The organism is Sporolactobacillus laevolacticus DSM 442, assembly GCF_000497245.1.
Taxonomy (GTDB): Bacteria; Bacillota; Bacilli; order Bacillales; family Sporolactobacillaceae; genus Sporolactobacillus; species Sporolactobacillus laevolacticus.
In genome coordinates this window covers 19,932-40,883 of record NZ_AWTC01000014.1, presented here as the reverse complement: position 1 = coordinate 40,883, position 20,952 = coordinate 19,932, and the positions used below count along the sequence as shown (strand labels likewise).

General features: G+C 41.0%; 20 protein-coding genes and 3 pseudogenes. 7 read left to right on the top strand and 16 right to left on the bottom strand.

Annotated features, from left to right (window positions below; all coding sequences use genetic code 11):
* Nucleotides 1-362: 362 nt before the first annotated feature.
* Nucleotides 363-1,325, bottom strand: coding sequence for a D-2-hydroxyacid dehydrogenase (locus P343_RS32175; RefSeq protein WP_023511005.1), 963 nt, complete (start codon nt 1,323-1,325; stop codon nt 363-365).
* A gap of 303 nt (nt 1,326-1,628) precedes the next feature.
* On the opposite strand from P343_RS32175, the gene P343_RS32170 reads away from it, so the two are divergent.
* Entirely contained in the window at nt 1,629-2,738 is a 1,110-nt protein-coding gene (locus tag P343_RS32170; protein ID WP_023511004.1) for an iron-containing alcohol dehydrogenase family protein, read from the top strand.
* Between the two features lie 63 nt (nt 2,739-2,801).
* On the opposite strand, the gene P343_RS32165 is transcribed toward P343_RS32170, so the two are convergent.
* From P343_RS32165 to P343_RS32155, 3 genes are all read right to left on the bottom strand, one after another.
* On the bottom strand, nt 2,802-3,929 hold the full coding sequence (locus tag P343_RS32165) for an NADH-dependent flavin oxidoreductase (RefSeq protein WP_023511003.1): 1,128 nt from the start codon (nt 3,927-3,929) through the stop codon (nt 2,802-2,804).
* Between the two features lie 104 nt (nt 3,930-4,033).
* Complete coding sequence (locus P343_RS32160; protein ID WP_023511002.1) at nt 4,034-4,792, bottom strand: exodeoxyribonuclease III; 759 nt, start codon at nt 4,790-4,792, stop codon at nt 4,034-4,036.
* A 10-nt stretch (nt 4,793-4,802) separates the two neighbouring features.
* Nucleotides 4,803-6,584: an ABC transporter substrate-binding protein gene (locus P343_RS32155; protein WP_023511001.1), complete on the bottom strand. Its 1,782-nt coding sequence runs from the start codon at nt 6,582-6,584 to the stop codon at nt 4,803-4,805.
* Between the two features lie 163 nt (nt 6,585-6,747).
* Between P343_RS32155 and P343_RS32150 the strand changes: the two genes are divergently transcribed.
* Nucleotides 6,748-8,004, top strand: coding sequence for an MDR family MFS transporter (locus P343_RS32150; protein WP_023511000.1), 1,257 nt, complete (start codon nt 6,748-6,750; stop codon nt 8,002-8,004).
* Nucleotides 8,001-8,557, top strand: a pseudogene (locus P343_RS32145) (DEAD/DEAH box helicase family protein). Before P343_RS32150 ends, P343_RS32145 begins: the two are co-directional and overlap by 4 nt.
* A 70-nt stretch (nt 8,558-8,627) precedes the next feature.
* On the opposite strand, the gene P343_RS32140 reads toward P343_RS32145, so the two are convergent.
* Entirely contained in the window at nt 8,628-10,100 is a 1,473-nt protein-coding gene (locus P343_RS32140) for a nicotinate phosphoribosyltransferase (RefSeq protein WP_023510999.1), read from the bottom strand.
* 362 nt (nt 10,101-10,462) lie between these two features.
* Between P343_RS32140 and P343_RS32135 the strand changes: the two genes are divergently transcribed.
* Nucleotides 10,463-10,993, top strand: coding sequence for a phosphatase PAP2 family protein (locus P343_RS32135; RefSeq protein ID WP_031264135.1), 531 nt, complete (start codon nt 10,463-10,465; stop codon nt 10,991-10,993).
* An 81-nt stretch (nt 10,994-11,074) separates the two neighbouring features.
* On the opposite strand, the gene P343_RS32130 is transcribed toward P343_RS32135, so the two are convergent.
* The gene (locus P343_RS32130) at nt 11,075-11,497 is read right to left on the bottom strand and encodes a GNAT family N-acetyltransferase (protein ID WP_023510997.1); all 423 of its coding nucleotides are present in this window, start codon (nt 11,495-11,497) and stop codon (nt 11,075-11,077) included.
* 190 nt (nt 11,498-11,687) lie between these two features.
* Here P343_RS32130 and yidA point away from each other — a divergent pair, with 190 nt between their 5' ends.
* The gene (yidA, locus tag P343_RS32125; RefSeq protein ID WP_023510996.1) at nt 11,688-12,494 is read left to right on the top strand and encodes a sugar-phosphatase; all 807 of its coding nucleotides are present in this window, start codon (nt 11,688-11,690) and stop codon (nt 12,492-12,494) included.
* 140 nt (nt 12,495-12,634) lie between these two features.
* Here yidA and P343_RS32120 read toward each other — a convergent pair whose 3' ends face one another.
* The 6 genes and pseudogenes from P343_RS32120 to P343_RS36825 form a co-directional block, all read right to left on the bottom strand.
* Nucleotides 12,635-13,033, bottom strand: a complete 399-nt coding sequence (locus P343_RS32120; RefSeq protein ID WP_031264133.1) for a DoxX family protein — start codon at nt 13,031-13,033, stop codon at nt 12,635-12,637.
* A 93-nt stretch (nt 13,034-13,126) separates the two neighbouring features.
* Nucleotides 13,127-13,573, bottom strand: coding sequence for a MarR family winged helix-turn-helix transcriptional regulator (locus tag P343_RS32115; RefSeq protein ID WP_031264132.1), 447 nt, complete (start codon nt 13,571-13,573; stop codon nt 13,127-13,129).
* A 335-nt stretch (nt 13,574-13,908) separates the two neighbouring features.
* A complete protein-coding gene (locus tag P343_RS37515) occupies nt 13,909-14,856 on the bottom strand; it encodes a ring-cleaving dioxygenase (protein ID WP_031264131.1) in 948 nt (315 codons plus the stop codon).
* 93 nt (nt 14,857-14,949) lie between these two features.
* A pseudogene (locus tag P343_RS37510) lies at nt 14,950-15,543 on the bottom strand (DUF896 domain-containing protein); the annotation flags it as partial.
* A gap of 341 nt (nt 15,544-15,884) precedes the next feature.
* The gene (locus P343_RS32110) at nt 15,885-16,499 is read right to left on the bottom strand and encodes a LysR family substrate-binding domain-containing protein (RefSeq protein ID WP_051384777.1); all 615 of its coding nucleotides are present in this window, start codon (nt 16,497-16,499) and stop codon (nt 15,885-15,887) included.
* Nucleotides 16,500-16,645: 146 nt separating this feature from the next.
* On the bottom strand, nt 16,646-16,774 hold the full coding sequence (locus tag P343_RS36825; RefSeq protein ID WP_084297827.1) for a LysR family transcriptional regulator: 129 nt from the start codon (nt 16,772-16,774) through the stop codon (nt 16,646-16,648).
* A gap of 120 nt (nt 16,775-16,894) precedes the next feature.
* On the opposite strand from P343_RS36825, the gene P343_RS32105 reads away from it, so the two are divergent.
* The gene (locus tag P343_RS32105; protein WP_023510991.1) at nt 16,895-17,647 is read left to right on the top strand and encodes an SDR family NAD(P)-dependent oxidoreductase; all 753 of its coding nucleotides are present in this window, start codon (nt 16,895-16,897) and stop codon (nt 17,645-17,647) included.
* A gap of 118 nt (nt 17,648-17,765) precedes the next feature.
* On the opposite strand, the gene P343_RS32100 is transcribed toward P343_RS32105, so the two are convergent.
* On the bottom strand, nt 17,766-18,995 hold the full coding sequence (locus P343_RS32100) for an MFS transporter (RefSeq protein ID WP_031264130.1): 1,230 nt from the start codon (nt 18,993-18,995) through the stop codon (nt 17,766-17,768).
* A 113-nt stretch (nt 18,996-19,108) separates the two neighbouring features.
* Between P343_RS32100 and P343_RS32095 the strand changes: the two genes are divergently transcribed.
* Nucleotides 19,109-19,468: a winged helix-turn-helix transcriptional regulator gene (locus P343_RS32095; RefSeq protein WP_023510989.1), complete on the top strand. Its 360-nt coding sequence runs from the start codon at nt 19,109-19,111 to the stop codon at nt 19,466-19,468.
* Nucleotides 19,469-19,525: 57 nt separating this feature from the next.
* On the opposite strand, the pseudogene P343_RS36820 reads toward P343_RS32095, so the two are convergent.
* From P343_RS36820 to P343_RS32085, 3 genes and pseudogenes are all read right to left on the bottom strand, one after another.
* A pseudogene (locus P343_RS36820) lies at nt 19,526-19,630 on the bottom strand (SDR family NAD(P)-dependent oxidoreductase); the annotation flags it as partial.
* 98 nt (nt 19,631-19,728) lie between these two features.
* On the bottom strand, nt 19,729-20,133 hold the full coding sequence (locus P343_RS32090; RefSeq protein ID WP_023510988.1) for a DUF4064 domain-containing protein: 405 nt from the start codon (nt 20,131-20,133) through the stop codon (nt 19,729-19,731).
* Nucleotides 20,134-20,233: 100 nt separating this feature from the next.
* Nucleotides 20,234-20,758: a YcxB family protein gene (locus P343_RS32085; RefSeq protein WP_023510987.1), complete on the bottom strand. Its 525-nt coding sequence runs from the start codon at nt 20,756-20,758 to the stop codon at nt 20,234-20,236.
* Between the last annotated feature and the right edge of the window lie 194 nt (nt 20,759-20,952).

Below are 20,952 nucleotides of genomic sequence, written 5' to 3'. Positions count from 1 at the left end.
ATTTTTCTATGTAACTCATAAACTCTTTCATTTCTGCTCTATTCTTATTATAGCAACAACTTACGCGTTTTTTTGACAAATTTTGATTACAAATATGTTTCGGTTGAAATGTCCAATAGTTTTATAGTTCAATAGTTCCTTTTTTCTTTCTGAATAACTTTGTTAAACTTGCCTGTTGATATTAGCTCCATGCATTCGCATAAAAGGGTGCGGCCGCGGGCGATCCAATCAATAGAGAAGCAAATTAAATGTTGAGTTTTTTACAGGCTTTCTGAATAAAGGCCGAAAAAAAATCCCCGAATGAACGGAGACGCGAGAATAAGCGCTTCAGTTATGTGTCGTAATTTTTGGGATCCACCTAATCAATAACCTAGTTTGCGATCAACAATGTTTTCAAGTGTCTTGCCTAAACTGAAATTTTCCAGATTTCTTTTGATCAAAGCGTTTCTCTTTCCATCTTTACCTGGACCAACACCAAGTGAATGCGAGGTGATTAGCACATTGGGAATATCCCACAAATCACTTGTCTTAGGCAGCGGTTCTTCAGCAGTGACATCAAGGCCTGCACCACCTAGTCTCCCTGACTTCAATGCTTCAATTAAGGATTTCTCATCAACAGTTCCGCCACGACCAACGTTAATAAAAATCGTCCCTGGTTTCATTACTCTGAAACGATCCTCATTAAACAAATGATCGGTTTCATTTGTAAATGGAAGTACATTAATCACAAAGTCAGAGCAGCTGAGCACTTCATCCAATCCCCTCATGTCAAAGACTGCATCGGCATCCTCTGGCACTTTATCCGCCGTACGTTTTACCGCAAGAATCCGAGTGCCAAACGCTTTTAATCGATGCGCAATTTCCGATCCAATATCTCCATAACCAACAATGCCCGCTGTTGCCCCATCCAGCTGCAGACAATGACTGCTTAACTTCCATACATGAGAGTTGGTCTGCTTCACATGCAAAGGTATTTCTCGAGTGAGTGCAAGGATTATTGCCAGAGTATGCTCCGCGCCTAAAACACCAAAGACGCCACTGGAATTTGTAAGAATCACCTTCTTAGAAAGATCAGGATGTTTTACAAAATGATTGGCACCCGCGCTTGGCAGCTGCAGCCAGCGCAAATACGGCATTTTTTTAAGTAGTTCGCTCGACGGTGCGCCTATATACGCAACCGCATCTTCCAAAGATACCCCTTCAGGCACATGATCATTATTTACCTCAATGAACGTAAATTTTTCTTGATATTTTTCCGCCAGTTGCTTTAATTCCGCTTTTGGAAGGCGAAATTCTTCTTCAAATCCAAAAACAACTTTCTCCATTAATGTTCACCGATCCTTCATTCAGCAAGATGCACTGATAGATTTAAAACCTCACTGGTAAAAAAGACGTGCCAAGTTAACAAATCTAATCTTCAGTATAATTAAAAATGAAGCTTGAATCTAATGAAAGGCTTTATTATGACTTGAATCAAAACCATGCTATATTTGCATGAGAAACGCAAAAAAATTAGTCCTTTTCTGATTGACAGGTTGAACCAATTACGACTACTATATAGTTCACACTCTTGTGATTCATCGTTCGGATGAATCAATCGAATAGGCGCGTCTAAGGAGAGAATGCAAATGACATTGCAATTAGTTTCACGTATCGCCCCGCAGGAATATGTTTCAGAGGTCTGCGCTTATAATCGTTTGGCTTCTGCGCTTAAAGATCGTTTTATCAAACGTGTACTTTTCCTGCACGGTACAAAATCGATGACGAAAGCTGTTCCATTTTTACCGGATCTATCTGAGGAAGGAATTGAGGTCGTCGATGTTCTCTTTAATGGAGAATGTTCAAATAACGAAATCGAGCGTATGATTGATATCTTAAAGAACAAGCAGCTTGATGCAATCATCGGTCTCGGTGGCGGGAAAGTCTTGGATACCGCAAAAGCTGCAGGGTATAAAGCCGGCGCAGTTCCTGTGATCCTGCTCCCGACAATGGCGAGCAATTGTGCGGCTTGGTCCTGCCTATCTGTTCTTTATAAGGATAACGGCGAATGTATCGGGCATGAAATCTACCCTCAACAAACAAGTCTGGTGCTTGTTGAACCGCGTGTCATTCTTGACTCGCCTGTCGACTATTTTGTTGCCGGAGTTGCAGACACGATAGCGAAATGGTATGAATCCGACTTGCTCCTGCAGCAAGCCGACCGAAAGAGCATAGCACTTTTCTTTTCTCGCGAAGCTGCTCGGCAATGTCTTGAAATCCCGTTAGCTCATGCAGAAAAGGCGATCCAAGATATGAAACAGGGAAAGCTTTCCGAGGATTGGGTTCAAGTGATGGAAACGAATATCATGGCTAGCGGTCTCGTCGGGGGCTTTGGCGATGAATATGCACGTGCTACTGCCGCACATGCCGTCCACGATGCTTTGACAATCAGACCGGAAACGCATCATTTACTGCATGGCATCAAAGTATCCTACGGCATCTTGGTCGAACTTATGATAGAGAAAAAATATGAGGAAATGAACCGGCTGCTTCCATTCTATCGCGCTTTGAATCTTCCTCTTTCTCTATCAGATCTCTCATTGTCCGGACTATCAAATACTGAGATCAGGGAAATTGCTGTGTCCGCGTTGAAGCCAACATCACTCATCCACATGCATCCGATGAAATGCACGGTAGATACCGTTTATGACGCTATAATTGGACTCGAAGAATGGGCTAGGCAGAATTCAGTAAAATAATAAACTTAAAAAGCTGGGGCGAAGAATAAACACGCTCCAGCTTTTTTGCTTGTTGATATCTATTTATGCCTTTTTAAGTGGAAACCATCCGATTCTATTCGTAATCACTGACCATAGTCGATCCGGAATAACAAGCGTTTGCTTCTGATTCAAATCCAGCGCAACACTGATTTGGTCAATTTGCCCCTTTTTCACTTTTTCCGTCCAATCCGGATCAATAATTGCTTCACGTCCTAGCGCGATTAGATCCGCCCCGTCATGCAAACCGGCAACTGCCTGATTGGGCAAATGAATGCCTCCTACCGCAATCAGCGGGACTCTGCCGCCGACATGCTCCGATACCTTATGAACAATAGTAGAATTACTCTGATCACGTTCATTCGGTACTGCGGTGATATCATTTTGCGATACATGCAGATAATGAACACCACGTTTAATCAGTCCATCAACGAGCTGGAACGTATCTTGTAAATTATAGCCATAATCACGGTTTATCTCCTCTGGTGAGAAACGATAGCCAATAATAAAGGAATCATTCGCATATTTTTTTGCGGTTTCGACTACTTCATTCAAAACGGCAAATGGGAAACGCAGCCGTTTCTCTAAATTGCCGCCCCATGCATCTGTTCTTTGGTTAAAATGTGCCGAAACAAATTGCTGAATCAGATAATGATTAGCTCCATGTATTTCAACACCATCAAAACCAGCGCGAATTGCCTGCTTCACGGCTAATCCATATTCTTTAATGACGGTTTCAATCTGTTCCTCCGTCATCGCTTCCGGAATTTCATCCGGGTTAGAATACGAAGGTACAGGGCTCGCACTTAACGTTTGTTGAAACAGCACATACTCTTTTTTTGCCTCACTTCCGCCATGGTGAATTTGGAGAATGGCTTTTGCACCGGCCGATTTCATTGCTTCAGCCATTTTTTTGAGACGCGGCAGAACTGCATCATCAAATGCGATAAATTGCCGGTCAAATGCAACACCAGTCGGAGAAACAGCAATACAAGCAGAAATAAATAATGAGGCCAATGCAGCGCGCCTTGCATAGTAGGCAATTTCCTGATCAGAAACCGTTCCATTCACATTTCCCGACCATGTGGTCATTGGCGCAATTGCAAGCCTATTGGAAAGTCGGACACCATTAGGCAATTCAATTGGCTGAAATAGGGCATCATAGCCATCCATGTACAACATCCTTCCATTTTTTGCATCTTTCATTGAAATTAATGGTCGAACGATATGCAGACTCTATTCTAACCTTATGCATGTCGTCCTATTGATAAGTCATTTTATTCAGCCAGATCAAGTTCGACCGGGCAATGGTCCGATCCGGCAACCTCTCTGAGGATTTTTGCATCGGTAATTTGATCTTTTAAACGTTGAGATGTAACAAAATAGTCAATCCGCCAGCCAACATTCCTTTGCCTTGCGCTAAATTGAAAAGACCACCAGGAGTACGCACCTTTTTGATTCGGATAAAGCGTGCGGTAACTATCAATGAAACCTTCATTGAGCAGGCGTGAAAAATCAGTCCGTTCTTCTTCGGTAAATCCGGAATTTTTAGCGTTGCTCTTGGGATACGTGAGATCAATTTCCTGATGTGCGACGTTCAAGTCACCACAAAAGATGACCGGCTTATGTTGATCAAGTCTTTTTATGTACTCGGTAAAAGCTGCACCCCATTCGAGCCGATAATTCAGACGTGTTAAATCTCGCTTCGCATTGGGTGTATAGACTGTCAGCAAATAGTAGTTTTCGTATTCAAGCGTAATAAGGCGGCCTTCCTGATCATGTACGTCAATCCCCATACCATATATGACATTCAGCGGTTCTTTTTTTGTGAATATAGCTGTTCCTGAATAGCCTTTTCGGACTGCGTCATTCCAATACTGAAAATAACCCGGGGTATCAAACTCCACTTGATCCCGATGCATTTTTGTCTCCTGTATACATAAGACATCAGCCTCTGTTTCTTTAAGCCATTGATAGACATCCATTTTTCGCTGTAACGCGCGAAATCCATTCACATTCCACGAAATCAGTTTCATTTTATTCTCCTCAACTTTGTTTCTTCTCTTTAGACAAGTTTGGCTTGATCCAAAGCTTGCTGAAGTCTGCCCAGCCAAACGCGTTCAATTTTATTCCCGCCAAAGCGGCATGAAACGTAATCTCTCGTTTACTATGGTACAAATAAATTAATATCTTTTCTTCTCGTAAATAGTTCTCTACTTCTCTGAAAACGGACATTCTTTCTTCCAGACAATCTTTCTGAATAAAATTATCCATGAATTGATCAATTTTTTTCGTTTGCTCAGTATCTAACATCCGCCGCACAAGACTACTCTGATCACGAAACAAATGATTGATTCCAAGTTCAATATTCTCTTCAAGCACTTCTCCGCCGAGAACCAGATCCGCATCATGAACAAGGTTTGCGTCGTAAAATCTCTCCAAAGATAAAGGGAGAAGTTCAAAAGTAATTCCGATTCGTTCCGCACGATTCTTGATCCACAATGCATCATGAAGGACCGTATCATGGTTAAAATGATAAAATTTTAACGTTTCACCATGATAGCTGCTCTTCTTTAGTGTCTGAAAGATTTGCTGTTCTTGCTCCATGACAGGCGGATTTTTTCTTGATTCTGATGGGAGGAAACTGTTAGAAGGCTGATAACGGTTTCCCCCTAGCTTTTGAATCATGGCATTTCGATCAATCAGCATACTGATCGCTTTTCTCAACCAAGGATCATGCTGCGGCCCTTGCTTTCTAAAATTAAACATGATATAACCGCTGCCGTTTTCTTCATACATCTGTTCATTCTTCGCTGCGCAAGGCTGAGTGTTGGACACATCGTATACTTTCTGCCCACTGATAAGGTTTGGGGCGTAATAAAGTTCAATACGGTTAAGAAGCGCCCGCTCACGAAAATAATCGGCGAATCGCTCAAGCACCAATTGCTGTCTATTGTATTTTACAATTCTAAAAGCGCCTGTTCCAATAATCCGCTTAGGATTGAACCCAATATCGGAAGCGAGTATTGCCAGATTCAAAGAACTCAAGTAGAGAAGCAATGGTGTCGGCTCTGAAAAAGTAAACGTAATGACATAGGGATGAACAACATTAATTTTCTGCAGTGCACGAAAATACCAACGGCAAGGAATTTGATTTTCATCATCACAAATCCGTTCAAAAGAAAATAGTACATCTTGTGCAGTCAGTTCTTTTCCGTGATGGAACAGGATGCCGCGCCTCAAGTAGAACGTCCACACTTTTTTATCTAGAGTAACCTCCCAAGAATGCGCGATGTGAGGCACAAACTTATTCGTAGAAACATTATAGTTGACTAGGCAATCAAAAAGTTGCCGCGAGATATGAGATTCACTTGTGATGGCTGCATAGGCAGGATCAAGGGTTGCCAATGTCCGCCTCATTGGAATGCGCAAAATATCCAATTCAAGCTGATTTTCCGTTTCAACTTTGTAGCCAAACTCTTGTTTAATACGCTCATAACACTGTTTACTCAGTCCTTCAGGCAACGCATGTGACTGAATATAATTGAGCGCCTTATCTAATTGGCCTGCACTTATGAATGTGCTTACTTGTCTATCAACTAACGCGTCAAGCGTCTTAAGAAAAACAATATGTGATTTATTTCCGCGTCCAAGGCCGCTAATCCAACGAATCCAATGCAAGTCTTCCATTTTATGAATGATCAATTTGGCATTGCGTTCCGAGCAATAAAAAATTGTTGCGCACTCCTTTATACTGGTTTCAATGCGCTGCTGTTGCCCGCGAACCACCGCAAGATACAATTCGGTGTAATAATCGAGTGCATTCATCTTGTCACCTTCTCACCGGTTGTTTATTACTGTTTTCTTTTTATTGTACTTTGCTCTGTTTGATAAAAGGGGAAATTATTAATTTCATTCTACACTTTTTTCATCATTTATTTTATAGAAAAATAGGTTTACAGCTTTTTAGTTTAGATTGGAGAGCAAACCTATGAATACGTTTATGGCACTGCACCCTAACATAAAAATCCGCCTTCTGACATCCTTCATTTCACGATTTGTGGGAAACATGGTTTTTCCATTCATGGCGATCTATTTTGCGAAGGAGTTCGGGACGGCAACAGCAGGTTTTCTACTTTTAATCAATGTTATCGTCTCATTGATAACGAGTTTTTTTGGAGGCTATGTCTCTGACCGCTTTGGCCGAAAAAGAGTCATGATTCTCGCTCAGGACATCCAAATTATTGCCTTTTCGATAATGGCAACAGCTAATTCGCCGTGGTTCATCTCTTCTGTTACGACTTTTGCCATGATGGTTATGCAAAGTATCAGCAGCGGATTAATGAACCCTGCTGCTGAAGCCATGCTGATTGATGTGAGCACAAAAGAAAACCGGCAATTTATGTACAGCGTTAATTACTGGTCGGTTAATTTATCGATCGCGGCAGGAAGCATCATTGGGGGTCTTTACTTTAACAGTCATCGTTTCGCACTGTTTGTCATTCTTGCTTTGACCTCCGTATTTATCTTTATGTTGCTTGCCTTTTTCATGAAAGAAAGCCGGCACGAGCAAACAAGTCGGACGAAAACAACAACTGCATTGCAGCTCATTCGGGACATGGGCAAAAGTTATCAAATCGTCATCACTGACCATCGTTTCCTTATCTTTTGCCTGGCACATTTGCTGATTGTCTCATTGGAATTTCAAATGAACAATTATATCGCTATCCGGCTTGCCCGCGACTTTCATTCGCTGATTTTAGGCTATTCTGTAGATGGACTTAAGCTGCTCAGCTGGTTACGTGTAGAAAACACAGTGCTTATTGTCTTTTTTACATTGTTGGTAAATCAATGGATGAAACGCTATCAGCCAAACCATGTTTTGTTTATCGGTCTCATTCTCTATATTTCCGGTTATGTGACATTAGGGTTCAGTAATTTATGGTATTTGTTGTTTTTCATGATCATTGTGTCATCACTAGGTGAATTGATGTATGTGCCAATCTGCCAAACAATGATGGCCTCTATGGCTCAAGAGAGTGTCCGCGGCTCATATATGGCTGTTTATGGATTGGTGTTTCAAGGTGCTAAGATCATGGGTTCTCTCGGCGTCATCATCGGCGCATTTCTTCCGTCTTTCGGTATGGCAGCACTGTATCTCATCTTGGGTATATCAGGTATCTATTGTTTTTATCGCTCAATTAGGGGAATCCAGAAACCTATTGATCGTCTGGAGGCAGAGTCATGAAATTTGTACTGTTATTTGGACCGCAAGCTGTTGGTAAAATGACGGTTGGTCAGGAACTAGCAAAAATAACAGATCTAAAGCTATTCCATAATCATATGACCATTGAATTACTTGTTCCTTTATTTGGATTTAGTCCGGAAATGTGGCGTTTATGTCATTTGTTTCGGGAAGAAGTTTTTAAGTCGTCGCGAAAAGTGATCTGGACGGGATTATTTTCACGACCGTTTGGGCATTTAATCGTCCTGAGGATCGTGCGTTTGTCGAAAAAGTTTGCCAGATTTTCCGTTCAGCGGGAGGAGAGATTTTTTTCGTTGAATTGGAAGCGAATGTAGATGAACGACTGAAACGTAATAGAACGCCAAACCGTTTAAAGGAAAAACCTACTAAACGTAATATTGAATACTCCGAACTAAACTTGCTGGAGACAATGGAGAATGATCGATTAAATTCAATCGATGGTGAAATTACCGAACCTCATTATCTAAGGATCGACAATACCCATGTTAGTGCGAAACAAGTTGCACAAAAAATAAAAGAGACATTCCAATTATAATTCATGCAAAATAAAAGAAGCTGGAGAATCGACTTAACCGTCACTTCTCCAGCTTCTTCTTAATTATTGCTTATTTTCCACTGAACTCTTCTGAGTAACTGTTCAAGAGATTATGTTTGGCGTTCCAAACCTTTCTCGAAAGATCCACAAAATAATTATGCGGATTTTCGAAGCGCAGCACTTCAGCCCACTGACGCTGCACTTGCTCCTGCGCAAATTGACGGATTTCAGTAACCGAAGGACTCTGATAACATAATTTCCCATGATCAAAAATTTGTTTTCTCAGCAATTCCGCTTTGTAACGAATTAATCGTTTCTTTTTCCAGGTAGAAACCGGATCAAACAAGGTCAGCGGCTTGCTTTCATCGATTACTTCATCATTGTCACAGATTAGATCGGCAATCGCTTTATCCGCATCTTGATCATAGATCCTGTAGATCTTCTTAAATCCAGGATTTGTGATCTTTTCTTCATTTTCACTGATCTTGATTCGCGGAACAATCTCGCCGTCCTTTTCAACGGCAACCAATTTATAGACACCGCCGAACACAGGTTCAGAACGTGCTGTAATCAGACGCTCGCCTACACCAAATGAATCTATTTGCGCACCTTCAGCAAGCACATCTTTAATGATGTGCTCATCAAGTGAGTTGGAGATGACAATCACAGCTTTCGGAAAACCCGCATCATCCAATGCTTTTCTAACTTTTCTCGTCAGATAAGTAATGTCCCCGGAGTCAATACGGATGCCTAGCGGTTCATGGCCCTTTGCGCGTAATTCCTTAAATACTTGAATGGCATTGGGAAGACCTGATTTCAATACATTAAAAGTGTCAATCAAAACAAGGCATTGATCCGGATAAGCGTTTGCCCACGCACGAAACGCTTCGAGTTCACTGTCAAACAGCTGAACCCAGCTATGTGCCATTGTTCCTGAGACCGGAATGTCGAACATCATGCCCGCGAGTGTATTCGCCGTCGCCGCACAGCCGCCAATTACTGCGGCACGGGCTCCATAAATGGCACCGTCATAACCCTGTGCACGTCTCGACCCAAATTCCATAACAGGACGATGACCGGCGACACGGCAGATACGGTTTGCTTTCGTTGCGATCAGCGTCTGATGATTGATTGTAACGAGAATCATCGTCTCAAGAAGCTGAGCCTGAATCGCCGGACCTCTCACGGTCACTAGTGGTTCATTTGGAAACACCGGATACCCTTCCGGAATTGCCCAAACATCGCAAGAAAATTCAAATGTGGAGAGATAGTCCAAAAACTTCTCAGAGAAAGCTTTTGTAGAACGCAGATAGTTGATATCATCCACTGTAAACCTTAGATTTTCGAGGTATTCAATCAGCTGCTCCACACCTGACATGATGCAGTACCCGCCACCATCGGGAACCCTGCGAAAATACATATCAAAATAAACAATCTGGTCGCCCACTCCTTCTGCAAGATAACTATTGCCCATAGTGAGTTCATAAAAATCAACCAGCATCGTGAGATCTCGATCGTTTCTCACGTCAAACCTGGATTCCATTGTCCTAGTTCCTCCAATATGTCCGTTATGTAAATCACCCGCATACATTGAATCGAGTATACTATTGCCAAACAATCTTGTAAACTGTAACTCATTTCAAATATATAGAGAATGTTTGTATATAATAATGTATGTGTCGTCAAAACATGAAGAGCTGACAATTAATTATCGATTAACAATATCTTTAGCTTATGTTTATGTTTTCTCAATAGCCATTGTTTACTATATAATTGAATTGAACACGCGCATTGGATCAAAAAATGAACGTTCGCAACGAATGATTTGCCATTCAGAACTCATGAATGAGTAAGAACTTCATTTCTTACAGCGCTTGTGAACCATTGGGGAGGTGAAAAGCATTGCTGTCCATTCATGCATTATACGAGATGGAATGCCGGATCTTCAAAAAGATTAATCAGCATTTTGAGAGAAAAATATGGAACGCCTATTTCCGCACCATCACGAATATCGGAGGTGCCATTTTAGAGATCCTTCTCGTGTTATTCTTGCTGGTCTTCGCACGAGGACAATTGCGGTTGACCGCCGTTGCTTGCGCCGTATCATTAACCGCAAGCCATCTGGTCGTTCAGATATTTAAAAAGTGCTTTCCGCGAAAAAGACCATATCTAATTCTTGACGGAACAAATTTTCCAATTAACGCGCTGCGGGACCATTCTTTTCCATCAGGACATACTACAGCCATTTTTTCTGTTATAATACCGCTTATTCTGTTTCATCCGTCACTCAGCATCATCTTGCTTCCGGTAGGTTTTAGCGTTGCCATCTCAAGGATTTTTCTTGGACTGCACTACCCATCAGATGTACTTGCAGGTATGCTGCTTGGAAGTCTCACCGGATATATTTGTTTCTTGAAAATTGTAATCCCATTCTAAGCTTACTGTCCTATTCTTATCTTCAAAGAAAGCGGCTGGTTCCTTGACACGGAATCAGCCGCTTTCATTTACCCTTATAGTTCAAAGGCGCTTTTGAAAAAAGTGTTGACTGAATCCTTTAGGATGGTCTTGAATTATTCCGTATTCAACATAACCGTGTTTCTTGTAGAAGTCAGGTGCCTGGAAGCTGAATGTATCCAGCAAAATGATTCTGCAATGTTTGTCTTTGGCTACACGTTCCGCTTTTTTAAGGAGCTGGCTGCCATAACCTTTGCCTCTATACTCGATATCGACCCATAAAAAATCAATATGGAGATGCTGCCAAAAAATGGTGCCCGTAACACCGCCGAACGGGTAGCCTTCCGTGTCCCTGATTAGCAGACTGAACTGATCTAGCGGCGATTTAATCTCATCCGGCAAGCAGCTCGCATTATACTTGATCAAACCTTTGCGAATAAAGTTGACCGAATCTTTGTCATTCCATTTTTCGATAAATTCCGCCATCGATGATTGCTCCTTTCCTCACCTGTTATAAACTTCCGCAAACCACTACAATCTTATTATTGCATGCCTGCTTAGTTTATCATGAAAACCCTTATGACAAGCATTGTCATTCGTATAGCTTAGGTTATTTATTTTTTTCTTAGTGAGATCGCTGTATACTGAGAAAAGAAGTGATTGGGGAGGGAAGAAAATGATAAAACTGATTGCCATTGATCTTGATGGAACGCTGCTGAATGATGAGAAACAAATCTCAGATCAAACGCAAGACGTACTGAAAAAAGCAAAAAAACAAGGTGTTAAAGTCGTGCTTTGCTCCGGAAGGCCGCTTCTTGGCATTAAAAGTTATTTAGATCTACTGGGGTTAACGGAAAATGGGGATTTTGCGATTACTTATAACGGCGGACTCGTGCAAAAAACAGATACAGGAGAAGTGATTTCAGAAAAGGTACTTAATAGAGATCAGGTTCTTTCTATTTATGAACTTAGTCAAAATCTTGGTGTTCCAATGAATTTTATCGATTTGAAACAGGTTTATTGTCCTCCTTATCCGGCGGATAAGCCTTCTTTATACAGCAACATCATGAAGGCGCTTCCTTTCGTCGACATTGATATAGATCAAATACCGGATCCTTTTAAAGCAAATAAGGCAATATTCTGCACGGACCAAACGACTCTTGATCCGGCAATCGAAAGAATACCCAATACTTATTTTGAAAATTATACAATTATGAAATCAAGACCATCCTTGCTTGAAATCCTTAACAAAGAAGTAGATAAGGGCAAAGGTCTCCAAGCTCTTGGCAGCTATCTCGGTATCGCACCAGAAGAAATGATGACACTTGGTGATGAGGAAAATGATCTGGCAATGATTGAATATGCCGGACTCGGTGTGGCCATGGGCAATGCGATTGAGCCATTAAAGAAAGTTGCGCAATTTGTGACGCGAACCAATACAGAAGATGGTGTCGCTTTTGCTGTCGAAAAATTTGTGCTTTAATAAAATCCAGTCTAATAATGCTCACGATTTTCATTTGTATCTGAATTCCATTTTGTTCAATACCTCTCAAAACACAAAAAAGCCTTTCTCGCTCATTGTACATTTGAGCAAGAAAGGCTTTTTTCTATTCATACGATTTCTTAAAATATTAAGGCATCTAGTGAGTATTGGCCGGCACCTATGAAAGCCACACCAACAACAACAGCAATGATCAGCAAGTTGTATTCAAACCCGTTCTCAGTTACCCAATACCCATTCTTCCCATGAACCGTCGCAATGGCAATAACCATTGTGCCCGTGATCAAAAGAGCGGCAAGCGGTGTTAACAGCCCAATTGCGAACAGAGCCCCGCCAACCAGTTCTGATAGCCCGGCCATAGTCGCCATGGCAATTCCCGGTTTAATACCTATGGAATCAAAGAAGCCACCGGTTCCTTTAATGCCATGTCCGCCAAACCAGCCGAATAACTTTTGCGTACCATGCCCGGAAAAAGTTACTCCCAATACAATACGAATAATTAATAAACCTAAACCCATCATTTCAATCACCTCATAAATATTATTTTTAATTCATATATTATTAATTCGAGATATATGACATTAAATAACCAATTTAACAAAATCACTAAACATTTATCGATCGCTTAATGAAGCAGCGAACAAACCTAACTTTTTTAGTTGCCCAATCAACTCTAGCTTCTCTGCAGCAGTCAGTCCGCCAAGAAGCGTGTTTACAGCTTCCTTATGGTCGGGAAAGATTTTATCCATCAACTCCTGACCTTCTTTGGTCAGCGATGCATAGGTTACACGGCGATCACTGGGACAAGGTTTTCGTTTAAGCAGTTTTTTCTTTTCTAGCTGATCAATCACATAAGTTGTGCTGCTGCTCGCGATTAAAATCTTCCCGCCAATTTTCTGAATCGGCTGATCTCCTTTATGGTAGAGCAGTTCAAGAACGCCGAATTCCGTTTGATTCAATCCGTAATGTCTGATATCCTCTTCAATTCCTTTACGAATTGACTGGGCAGCACGTGTCAGCACAACGAGCAGTTTCAAAGAAATATCCTTTTCATCAGTCATGCTTTCCTGCGGTTTCAGCGTCATGATGGTTCACCCTTCATCCATTTACTTCGAATTCGAGATAATTATAAAACGACTATTTAATGTTGTCAAGTGATCAAAGAACTTATTTTTCCAGTTTGGTTTTGTTAACGTTTGATGTTGATTTTTTTACCGCTTATTAGCCGTCACTGCACGTGCTCGCTTACCGCCGGCGATCCGGGAGCCTCCTCGGATATGACATTTATCTGCGGGGTTTGCCTGGATCGCGATCCACAGGAACGATCCACAGGCGTCTCACATTCAGGCGGCATTATGATAAAAAAACAACGTTATATTTGAACATAGCCTTCCATTTAAAGATCTAACGGTTCTAGCTGTTCCTCTATAAACGCACGTTTTCCTTCCAGAAATGGCGGCAGAGACAATCTTTGTCCGAGTACATCCTCATCTTCATCGGTTGCAAAGCCTGGGCCATCCGTTGCAAGTTCAAACAGGATGTGGTTATACTCACGAACGTAAAGAGATTGGAAATAGAAACGATCAACAAAACCAGAGTTCGGCAGCCCCGTTTGATTCATAATATTAATCCATTCATTAAGGGCTTCACGATCCGCCACCCGAAAAGCAACATGATGCACACTACCGTAGCCTGGTCTTTCTGGTGAATGAGACGCATCTTCCTGAACAATCACTTGTGCACCGTGTCCTCCTTCCCCTACTTCAAACAGAATAAGATCTCCCTCTTGAGCGACTTCTCTGAAATGAAGGACATTATTCAAAAAGGTACGAATTAACGCAAGTCGTGATACGGTGAGCGTAACCGGACCTAATCCATAGATGGCGTGTTCGATCGGAATCGGTCCTTTTTCCCAAGGGGTTCCGCCTGATACACCCTTGTTTTTTTCATCCGAAACCAAACGCATCGGTGTTCCATCGAAATCTTCAAATTCAAGCACTTTATGCCCGAACAATGTACCTATTTCATCATGGGTCACACCCAGCTCATCAAAACGATTGATCCAGAAATCTAGTGACCGATCACTTGGTACACGCAGAGAGACACGTGAAATGGAGTTTGTTCCTTTTTTCGTTGCCATTGTACCTGGAAACTCAAAGAAAGTCAGATCTGTTCCTGGACTTCCTTTTTGATCAGCGTAGAACAAATGATAAACAGACACATCATCCTGATTAACTGTTTTTTTAACCATCCTCATACCCAATACTTTTGTATAAAATGCAACATTCTTCTTGGCGTCACTGGTGACCATTGAAACGTGATGAATTCCTAACAACTCGTTCATCGGTTCAACCTCCTTCATCTTATTTAATAACTTACTAACCAATTGCTCATCCTTTTCTTTATCCAAATTGCTCTGGATCACTTTAACTTTATGTGGCGTCACGTCATTACCTTTTTCGTCAATTAATTTCATATTCAATAAATGGTGTTTGAGACTGCCACGAAAGATGCTCAGATATTGTTCTCGTAATTCACGCTGCATATCAAGTTCTTTTTGTGTCAGCACCCTTTCTCTTGACAAACGAGCTAAACGATTGATTTCTTTTAACAGATTTTTCATTTGATTTTGTCCGTCATCAATAGATTTGACCCATTTTTGTGCTGCTAAGATTTCATCTTCTGTCAATTGATGACCGGAAGTTGACCAGTAATCCTGAACGTCTGCACCACTCGCTTGAAATTTTGCGATCATCTCTCTAGTTGCTTGCTGTGAAACCAACGGGTCGTTTAAACCGGCGGCTGCAAAAATAGACACGCCTTTTAAGTCCGGTAATTGATCAGTTGAGCGATAATCCATTCCATGGAATAAAAGAGCACCATTGAATACGGGGTTCGAATGATAAAAATGGCTAATGATCATATTGGCACCATTCGAGTAGCCCAATGCAATAATTGTTCGCTCATTGAATCCATGGTCTTTGCCAAAATCATTTAAGAATTGATGCAAGGTTTCCGTTTCTTCAATCATATCCGCCACATCAATTCGGCCATCTGGATAGCGATTAAAAAAACGATTCATGCCGTTTTCAATTCGATTACCGCGTAGGCTAAGGACAGCAGAATCAGGAGCGATCATCTCCATAAGCGGCAGCAAAGAGTATTCATCCCCCCCAGTACCATGCAGCAATACAAATACGGGCTCGTTCAAGGATTTACCTTCCTTAAAAATGTAACGATAAGTCATTTTTACCACCACCTCATTTTTGAAAATAATATCTCGAATTCGAGATAATTTTATAATGGATCCCATCCTTTGTCAAGCATGAAAAAGTTTTTGATAAACGAATAGAAACTGATCAGTACATGGGATCAAATCGATCTTAAATAAAGTCGTTGAATAACGTTCAAAAAGTTTTTGATAACATGAGACTCATTCCCTGTTCGCCATGCAAAAGACATCTGGTAGGCTATTTGATTCGCCCCAAATAAGGGTTTGTACACCACATCATCTCGTATGTGTCTTGCTGATTCATTGATCAACGCGATGCCCATACCTGAGGAAACAAGTGCTAAAACAGTTTGCATATCTGTAGCTGTTTGAATGATTGATGGGCTGAAATTTTCATCCATACAAACCTTAATCATCGAATCATAATAAGGAGCGCCAACTGCTCTAAGCGTTGTCACAAATGATTCCTGAGCAAGATCCTTTATATGAATTTTGACTTTCGAAACCAAAGGATGGTCTCCCGGTAAAGCGACCAGATAGCATTCTTTTCTTAAGGTATAAACAGACAATGCTGAGTCATCTACAGGTTTTCCTAATATCCCAATATCAATTTTTCCATCCCGAATAGCATTGATTTGGTTTACTGTATGAAGTGGCTGTAACGAAATTTTAACATCAGGATATAGCTTACGGTAGATCGCTAGTGTTCGCGGAAGAATAGCCCATGTTGCAGATTCAACAAACCCAAGTACCAATTCTCCAACAGTTCCTGAAAACGCATTTTCTACTGCTTTTTTCGCATGATCAGCTTGTGCTAAAAGTAGCTTCGCCTCAGTAAAAAAAACTTTTCCAGCATCAGTGATTGAAACGTGGCGCTTCGTTCGAGTGAAAAGTTCTCCACCTATTCTTGTTCGAGTTGCTTAATTTGTTGACTGAGTGCCGGCTGGGCAATGCCCATTCTCAGAGCAGCACGCCCAAAATGACACTCTTCAGCTACAGCAACAAAATACCTGACTTGTCTCAGTTCCATTTTTCACACTCCTTTAATACAAATAACTTATTAATATAATAAAACATATATATTTCACTTATTTATCACTTAATCATACAATTAAAGTCAATAATTATCACATTACGAGGTGGTTAAATTATGAAAAAGAAGCGTGTGGCTATCATCACAGGAGGCAGTAGCGGAATTGGTTATGCAATAGCAAAAAAGATGGTTGAAAATCAAGTAGATGTAACAATATTAGGAAGAAAACAAATTGCACTGAAGGAAGCAGCGTTCAGATTAGAAAATAATGTTCATTGGATACAGGCAGATGTCGGTAATCGGCCTGATGTTGAACTGGCTATTAATTCAGTTGTTGAACGTACTGGATCAATTGATATTCTTGTTAATAATGCGGGATCCGGTAAAGCAATAACAACTCAAACGCCTTTACTCGAAGCAGAATCTGTGTGGAACGAAGTGAACGACGCCAACTTAAAAGGAGCATTTTTAATGACCATGGCTGTTGCTCCATTTTTAAAACGTCCGAGTGGTCGAATTATTAATATCAGTTCAATCGGTGCATTCACCGGAGGAAGCAGCGCAGGAGGACTCGCTTACGCAGCATCAAAGTCAGGTCTGCATGGACTTACCTTTGCATCCGCACGTGAGTTAAGCATAGACGGCATTACAGTAAACGCTATTGCACCTGGACTCATTACCGAAACGAATTTTTTTAATGGTCAATTAACAGACGAACGAGTAAATCGTACTGTAACACAAATTCCTGTTGGCCGTGCTGGAAAGCCTGATGATATAGCTTCAGCCGTTTGGTACTTAGCCTCGCCAGATGCATCCTTTATCAATGGTGAAATTCTAAATGTTAATGGTGGATGGTTGTTTGGAAGATAATTTTAGAAATAAAAAAATCAGCCGTAAAGTTACGTAGCCTTGCCCATTTCAACAAATAAAACCCCGAATTAGAGGACTAAATACCTCGTTCGGGGTTTCTTAAAGAGATCGATATACATTACGCATTCCCATCAGTCAGTAAAGCTTCTTGCTTTGCCATGGATTTACTTTCTAATGCGTAACTCCACATACTCATGAAGGCTGCGACCAGAACCATTAATGCACCGATCCACGTTGTGTTGATCAAACCAAGATGAGAGACAACCTGGCCGCCGATCAAGGAACCAAGTGCAATTCCACCGTTAAAAGCGGATATGTTTACCGCTGAAGCAACGTCCACACCTTCAGGAACAAGCCGTTCAGCCAGGACAACAGCGTAAAGTTGCAGTCCGGGCACATTCATAAAAGCGAACAGGCCCATAAGCATAACTGTTAGAACGCCTAAAATTTTCGACGGAGCCGTAAACAACAGAAGAAAGATCGCTGCCGACTGAAAAAGAAACATATAGATTAAAGCTTTCATCGGATTATTATTCGATACTCTGCCGCCAAAAGTATTTCCAACCGCAATCGCAACGCCATAAATAAATAGAATGAGAGCAACTGAACTTGGCGAGAATCCTGTGACCTTCTCCAAAAGAGGTGATAGGTAGGTGAATACAACGAATGTTCCTCCGTAACCAAGCGCTGTGATCGCAAATACGAGTAACAGAGGTCCGGTTTTGATCAATTTAAACTGATCCCTGAATTTCATATTTGGGGATTTCTTCAGATTTGACGGGACAAGCAAAATATTTGCGATCAACGCGAGAAGCCCGATCGCAACAATAATGATAAAAGCTGCTCTCCAGCCAAAAGTCTGTCCGATGAATGTTCCAATTGGGACACCCGTTACTGTAGCCAATGTGACACCTGTAAACATGATCGCAATCGCGCTTGCCCGTTTATTCGGTGCAACAACATCGGCGGCAATCATCGATCCAATCGACATAAACACGCCATGTGAGAAAGAGGAAATGATTCTTGCAATGAGAAGCATTGTGATGCTTACAGCACCAACCGCAAGTGAATTACCGATGATGAAAACAACCATGATTAAAATCAACAATACCTTTTTTGGTATTTTTACAGTTAGAGACGTCAGAACCGGTGCCCCAATAGTAACACCAAGCGCATATAAGGTAACCGTCAATCCAGCCAGTGAATAGGAGACATGGAACTCATTCATGATTAACGGTAGAAGGCCTACGCTGATAAATTCAGTCGTTCCTATGGCAAAGGCACTAATTGCCAATGATATTAATGAAAACAAACTTCTTTTTGATGTCAATAGTATGACTCCTTTCATAAGGTTATGTTCAAATTTGCCTGCACGTGCTATTATGAATGGTGCGTGACATCGCAACAAGTACGCACTTTTCAGTGCTGTAGGCACCAAAAAGTACCTAAAGGAGATTCGGCATGATGAAAAAATATAACATTTCAGTCGAAGCAACACTTGAAGTGATCGGAGGAAAATGGAAACCTGTGATCTTATGCCACCTGATTCATGGTAAAAAAAGAACTGGTGAATTAAAAAGACTGATTCCGAACATCACACAGAAGATGCTGACCCAGCAATTGCGCGAACTGGAACATGACGGAATCATCAATCGAATTGTATATAATCAGGTTCCTCCAAAAGTTGAATACGAGCTTAGTGAATATGGAGACACACTGAGTGAAATCCTCTCTTCACTTTGTCTATGGGGTGAAAAACATATAATAAAGAAATACGGGGACACGAAAGATTATCTTGAAGACAGTGTGCTTAATCATTAAATACAAAGGACCGGCATGATCATCTTTCAGAATCATGCCGGTCCTTTCTGTTCATATGACGTTAACCGCAAATAATCGTTCAAAGTCTTCTTCAGTAACTTCAGCAATCGGTTTGGTGATCATTATTCCGGCATTGTTCACGAGAATATCGACTTTTCCAAACCTTCTCATGAATCAATACAATATTCAAGTTACATATATTTTATTTTGTAACTTGAATAAAAATAAAAACCTCTCCTTGAGCGAGAGGCTTTGGGCAATTACTCAGTAAATTCAACTTTCGGTTTTCTTACGAGTGCCATGATTCCGGCGATAATCAGTAAAATGCCTGGGACAAGCAACTCAGGAAGGCTCAGTACACCAGCAATAAGAATAAGCGTTCCAGCTGTCTTAGCTCTTTTCGTTCTCAACAATAAAAACAGACCGACTCCAGTAAGCACAAGAATGATGATCGTGAAAACGGTGATGACGCTTCCTGCCGTCTGAGCATAGTTGATGATCTGGTTGATATCCTTACTGCTTAAATTCTGTTCTGCGCCAGCAGCTTGTAATTGTGATTTAAAAGCTGCATAGTCAATAGTTTTCAAACGAACACCTAAAAGCAAACCCAGGATATTAATACATCCACCAATGATTGTTAAAGCAATTTCACCAGTTCTTTTCAACAAAATTCCTCCTCGAGATTCATTCCATCATTCCAAAATCTTTGTGGATAAACAGGCAAAAATTTTACGCATTAATGCCTGAATGTTTCGTTAACCCTATTTATTCTTTCGGAACAAATTCCGGAATGATTTGCTTTAATTTGATGGTTGCTTCTTGACTTCCAATTGCACTTTTCGGCACAATAATCGCAGCCATCGCTTTCACATAAAGAAATAAGTGAGTCTCTGTTTCTGCGATTTTTTCAATGCCATTCCAAGTTGTTTTATACTCCTCTTCCGGTCCCATTCGTTTAATAATGCCTTTCTGAGTCAAAATGAGTGTTTCATCGATCGGCAGTTTCTTTCCCATTCGTTCATCAATCATTTTGGAAAGGTTGCGTCTGACACTTCGATAAAAGAACTTGTGAGCAAAGAGAAACCAAAGCACACCTAGGATACAAAAGATAATAATCATATCCAGGAGAAACTCACCGGTTATTAATGAAATAGCTAAAGGGACGAGCAAGAAAATGAGTGCTAGGAAGCGCTGTATCAGAATCGAACGTCTCACTGTTTGTGAGTTCTGATATGCTTGCAGATTGAAGGCTATGAAGTCTTCCTTTGTGACTTGATAATGTAATTCCATGTAGGGGCTCCTTGTTTGCGAAGTGGTGACTATAATGCAAGTGCGGGTGAACCTCTAACAAAACTATACAATACTTTTGGAAAATGTTCACTAATGATTTTGTAAAGCTAGATTAAATGATCCAAAATAAAGAAAAAAAGAGTTCTGTCATGGATCACGTCCATGCAGAACTCTTTTCTTGTTGCTATGCGAAG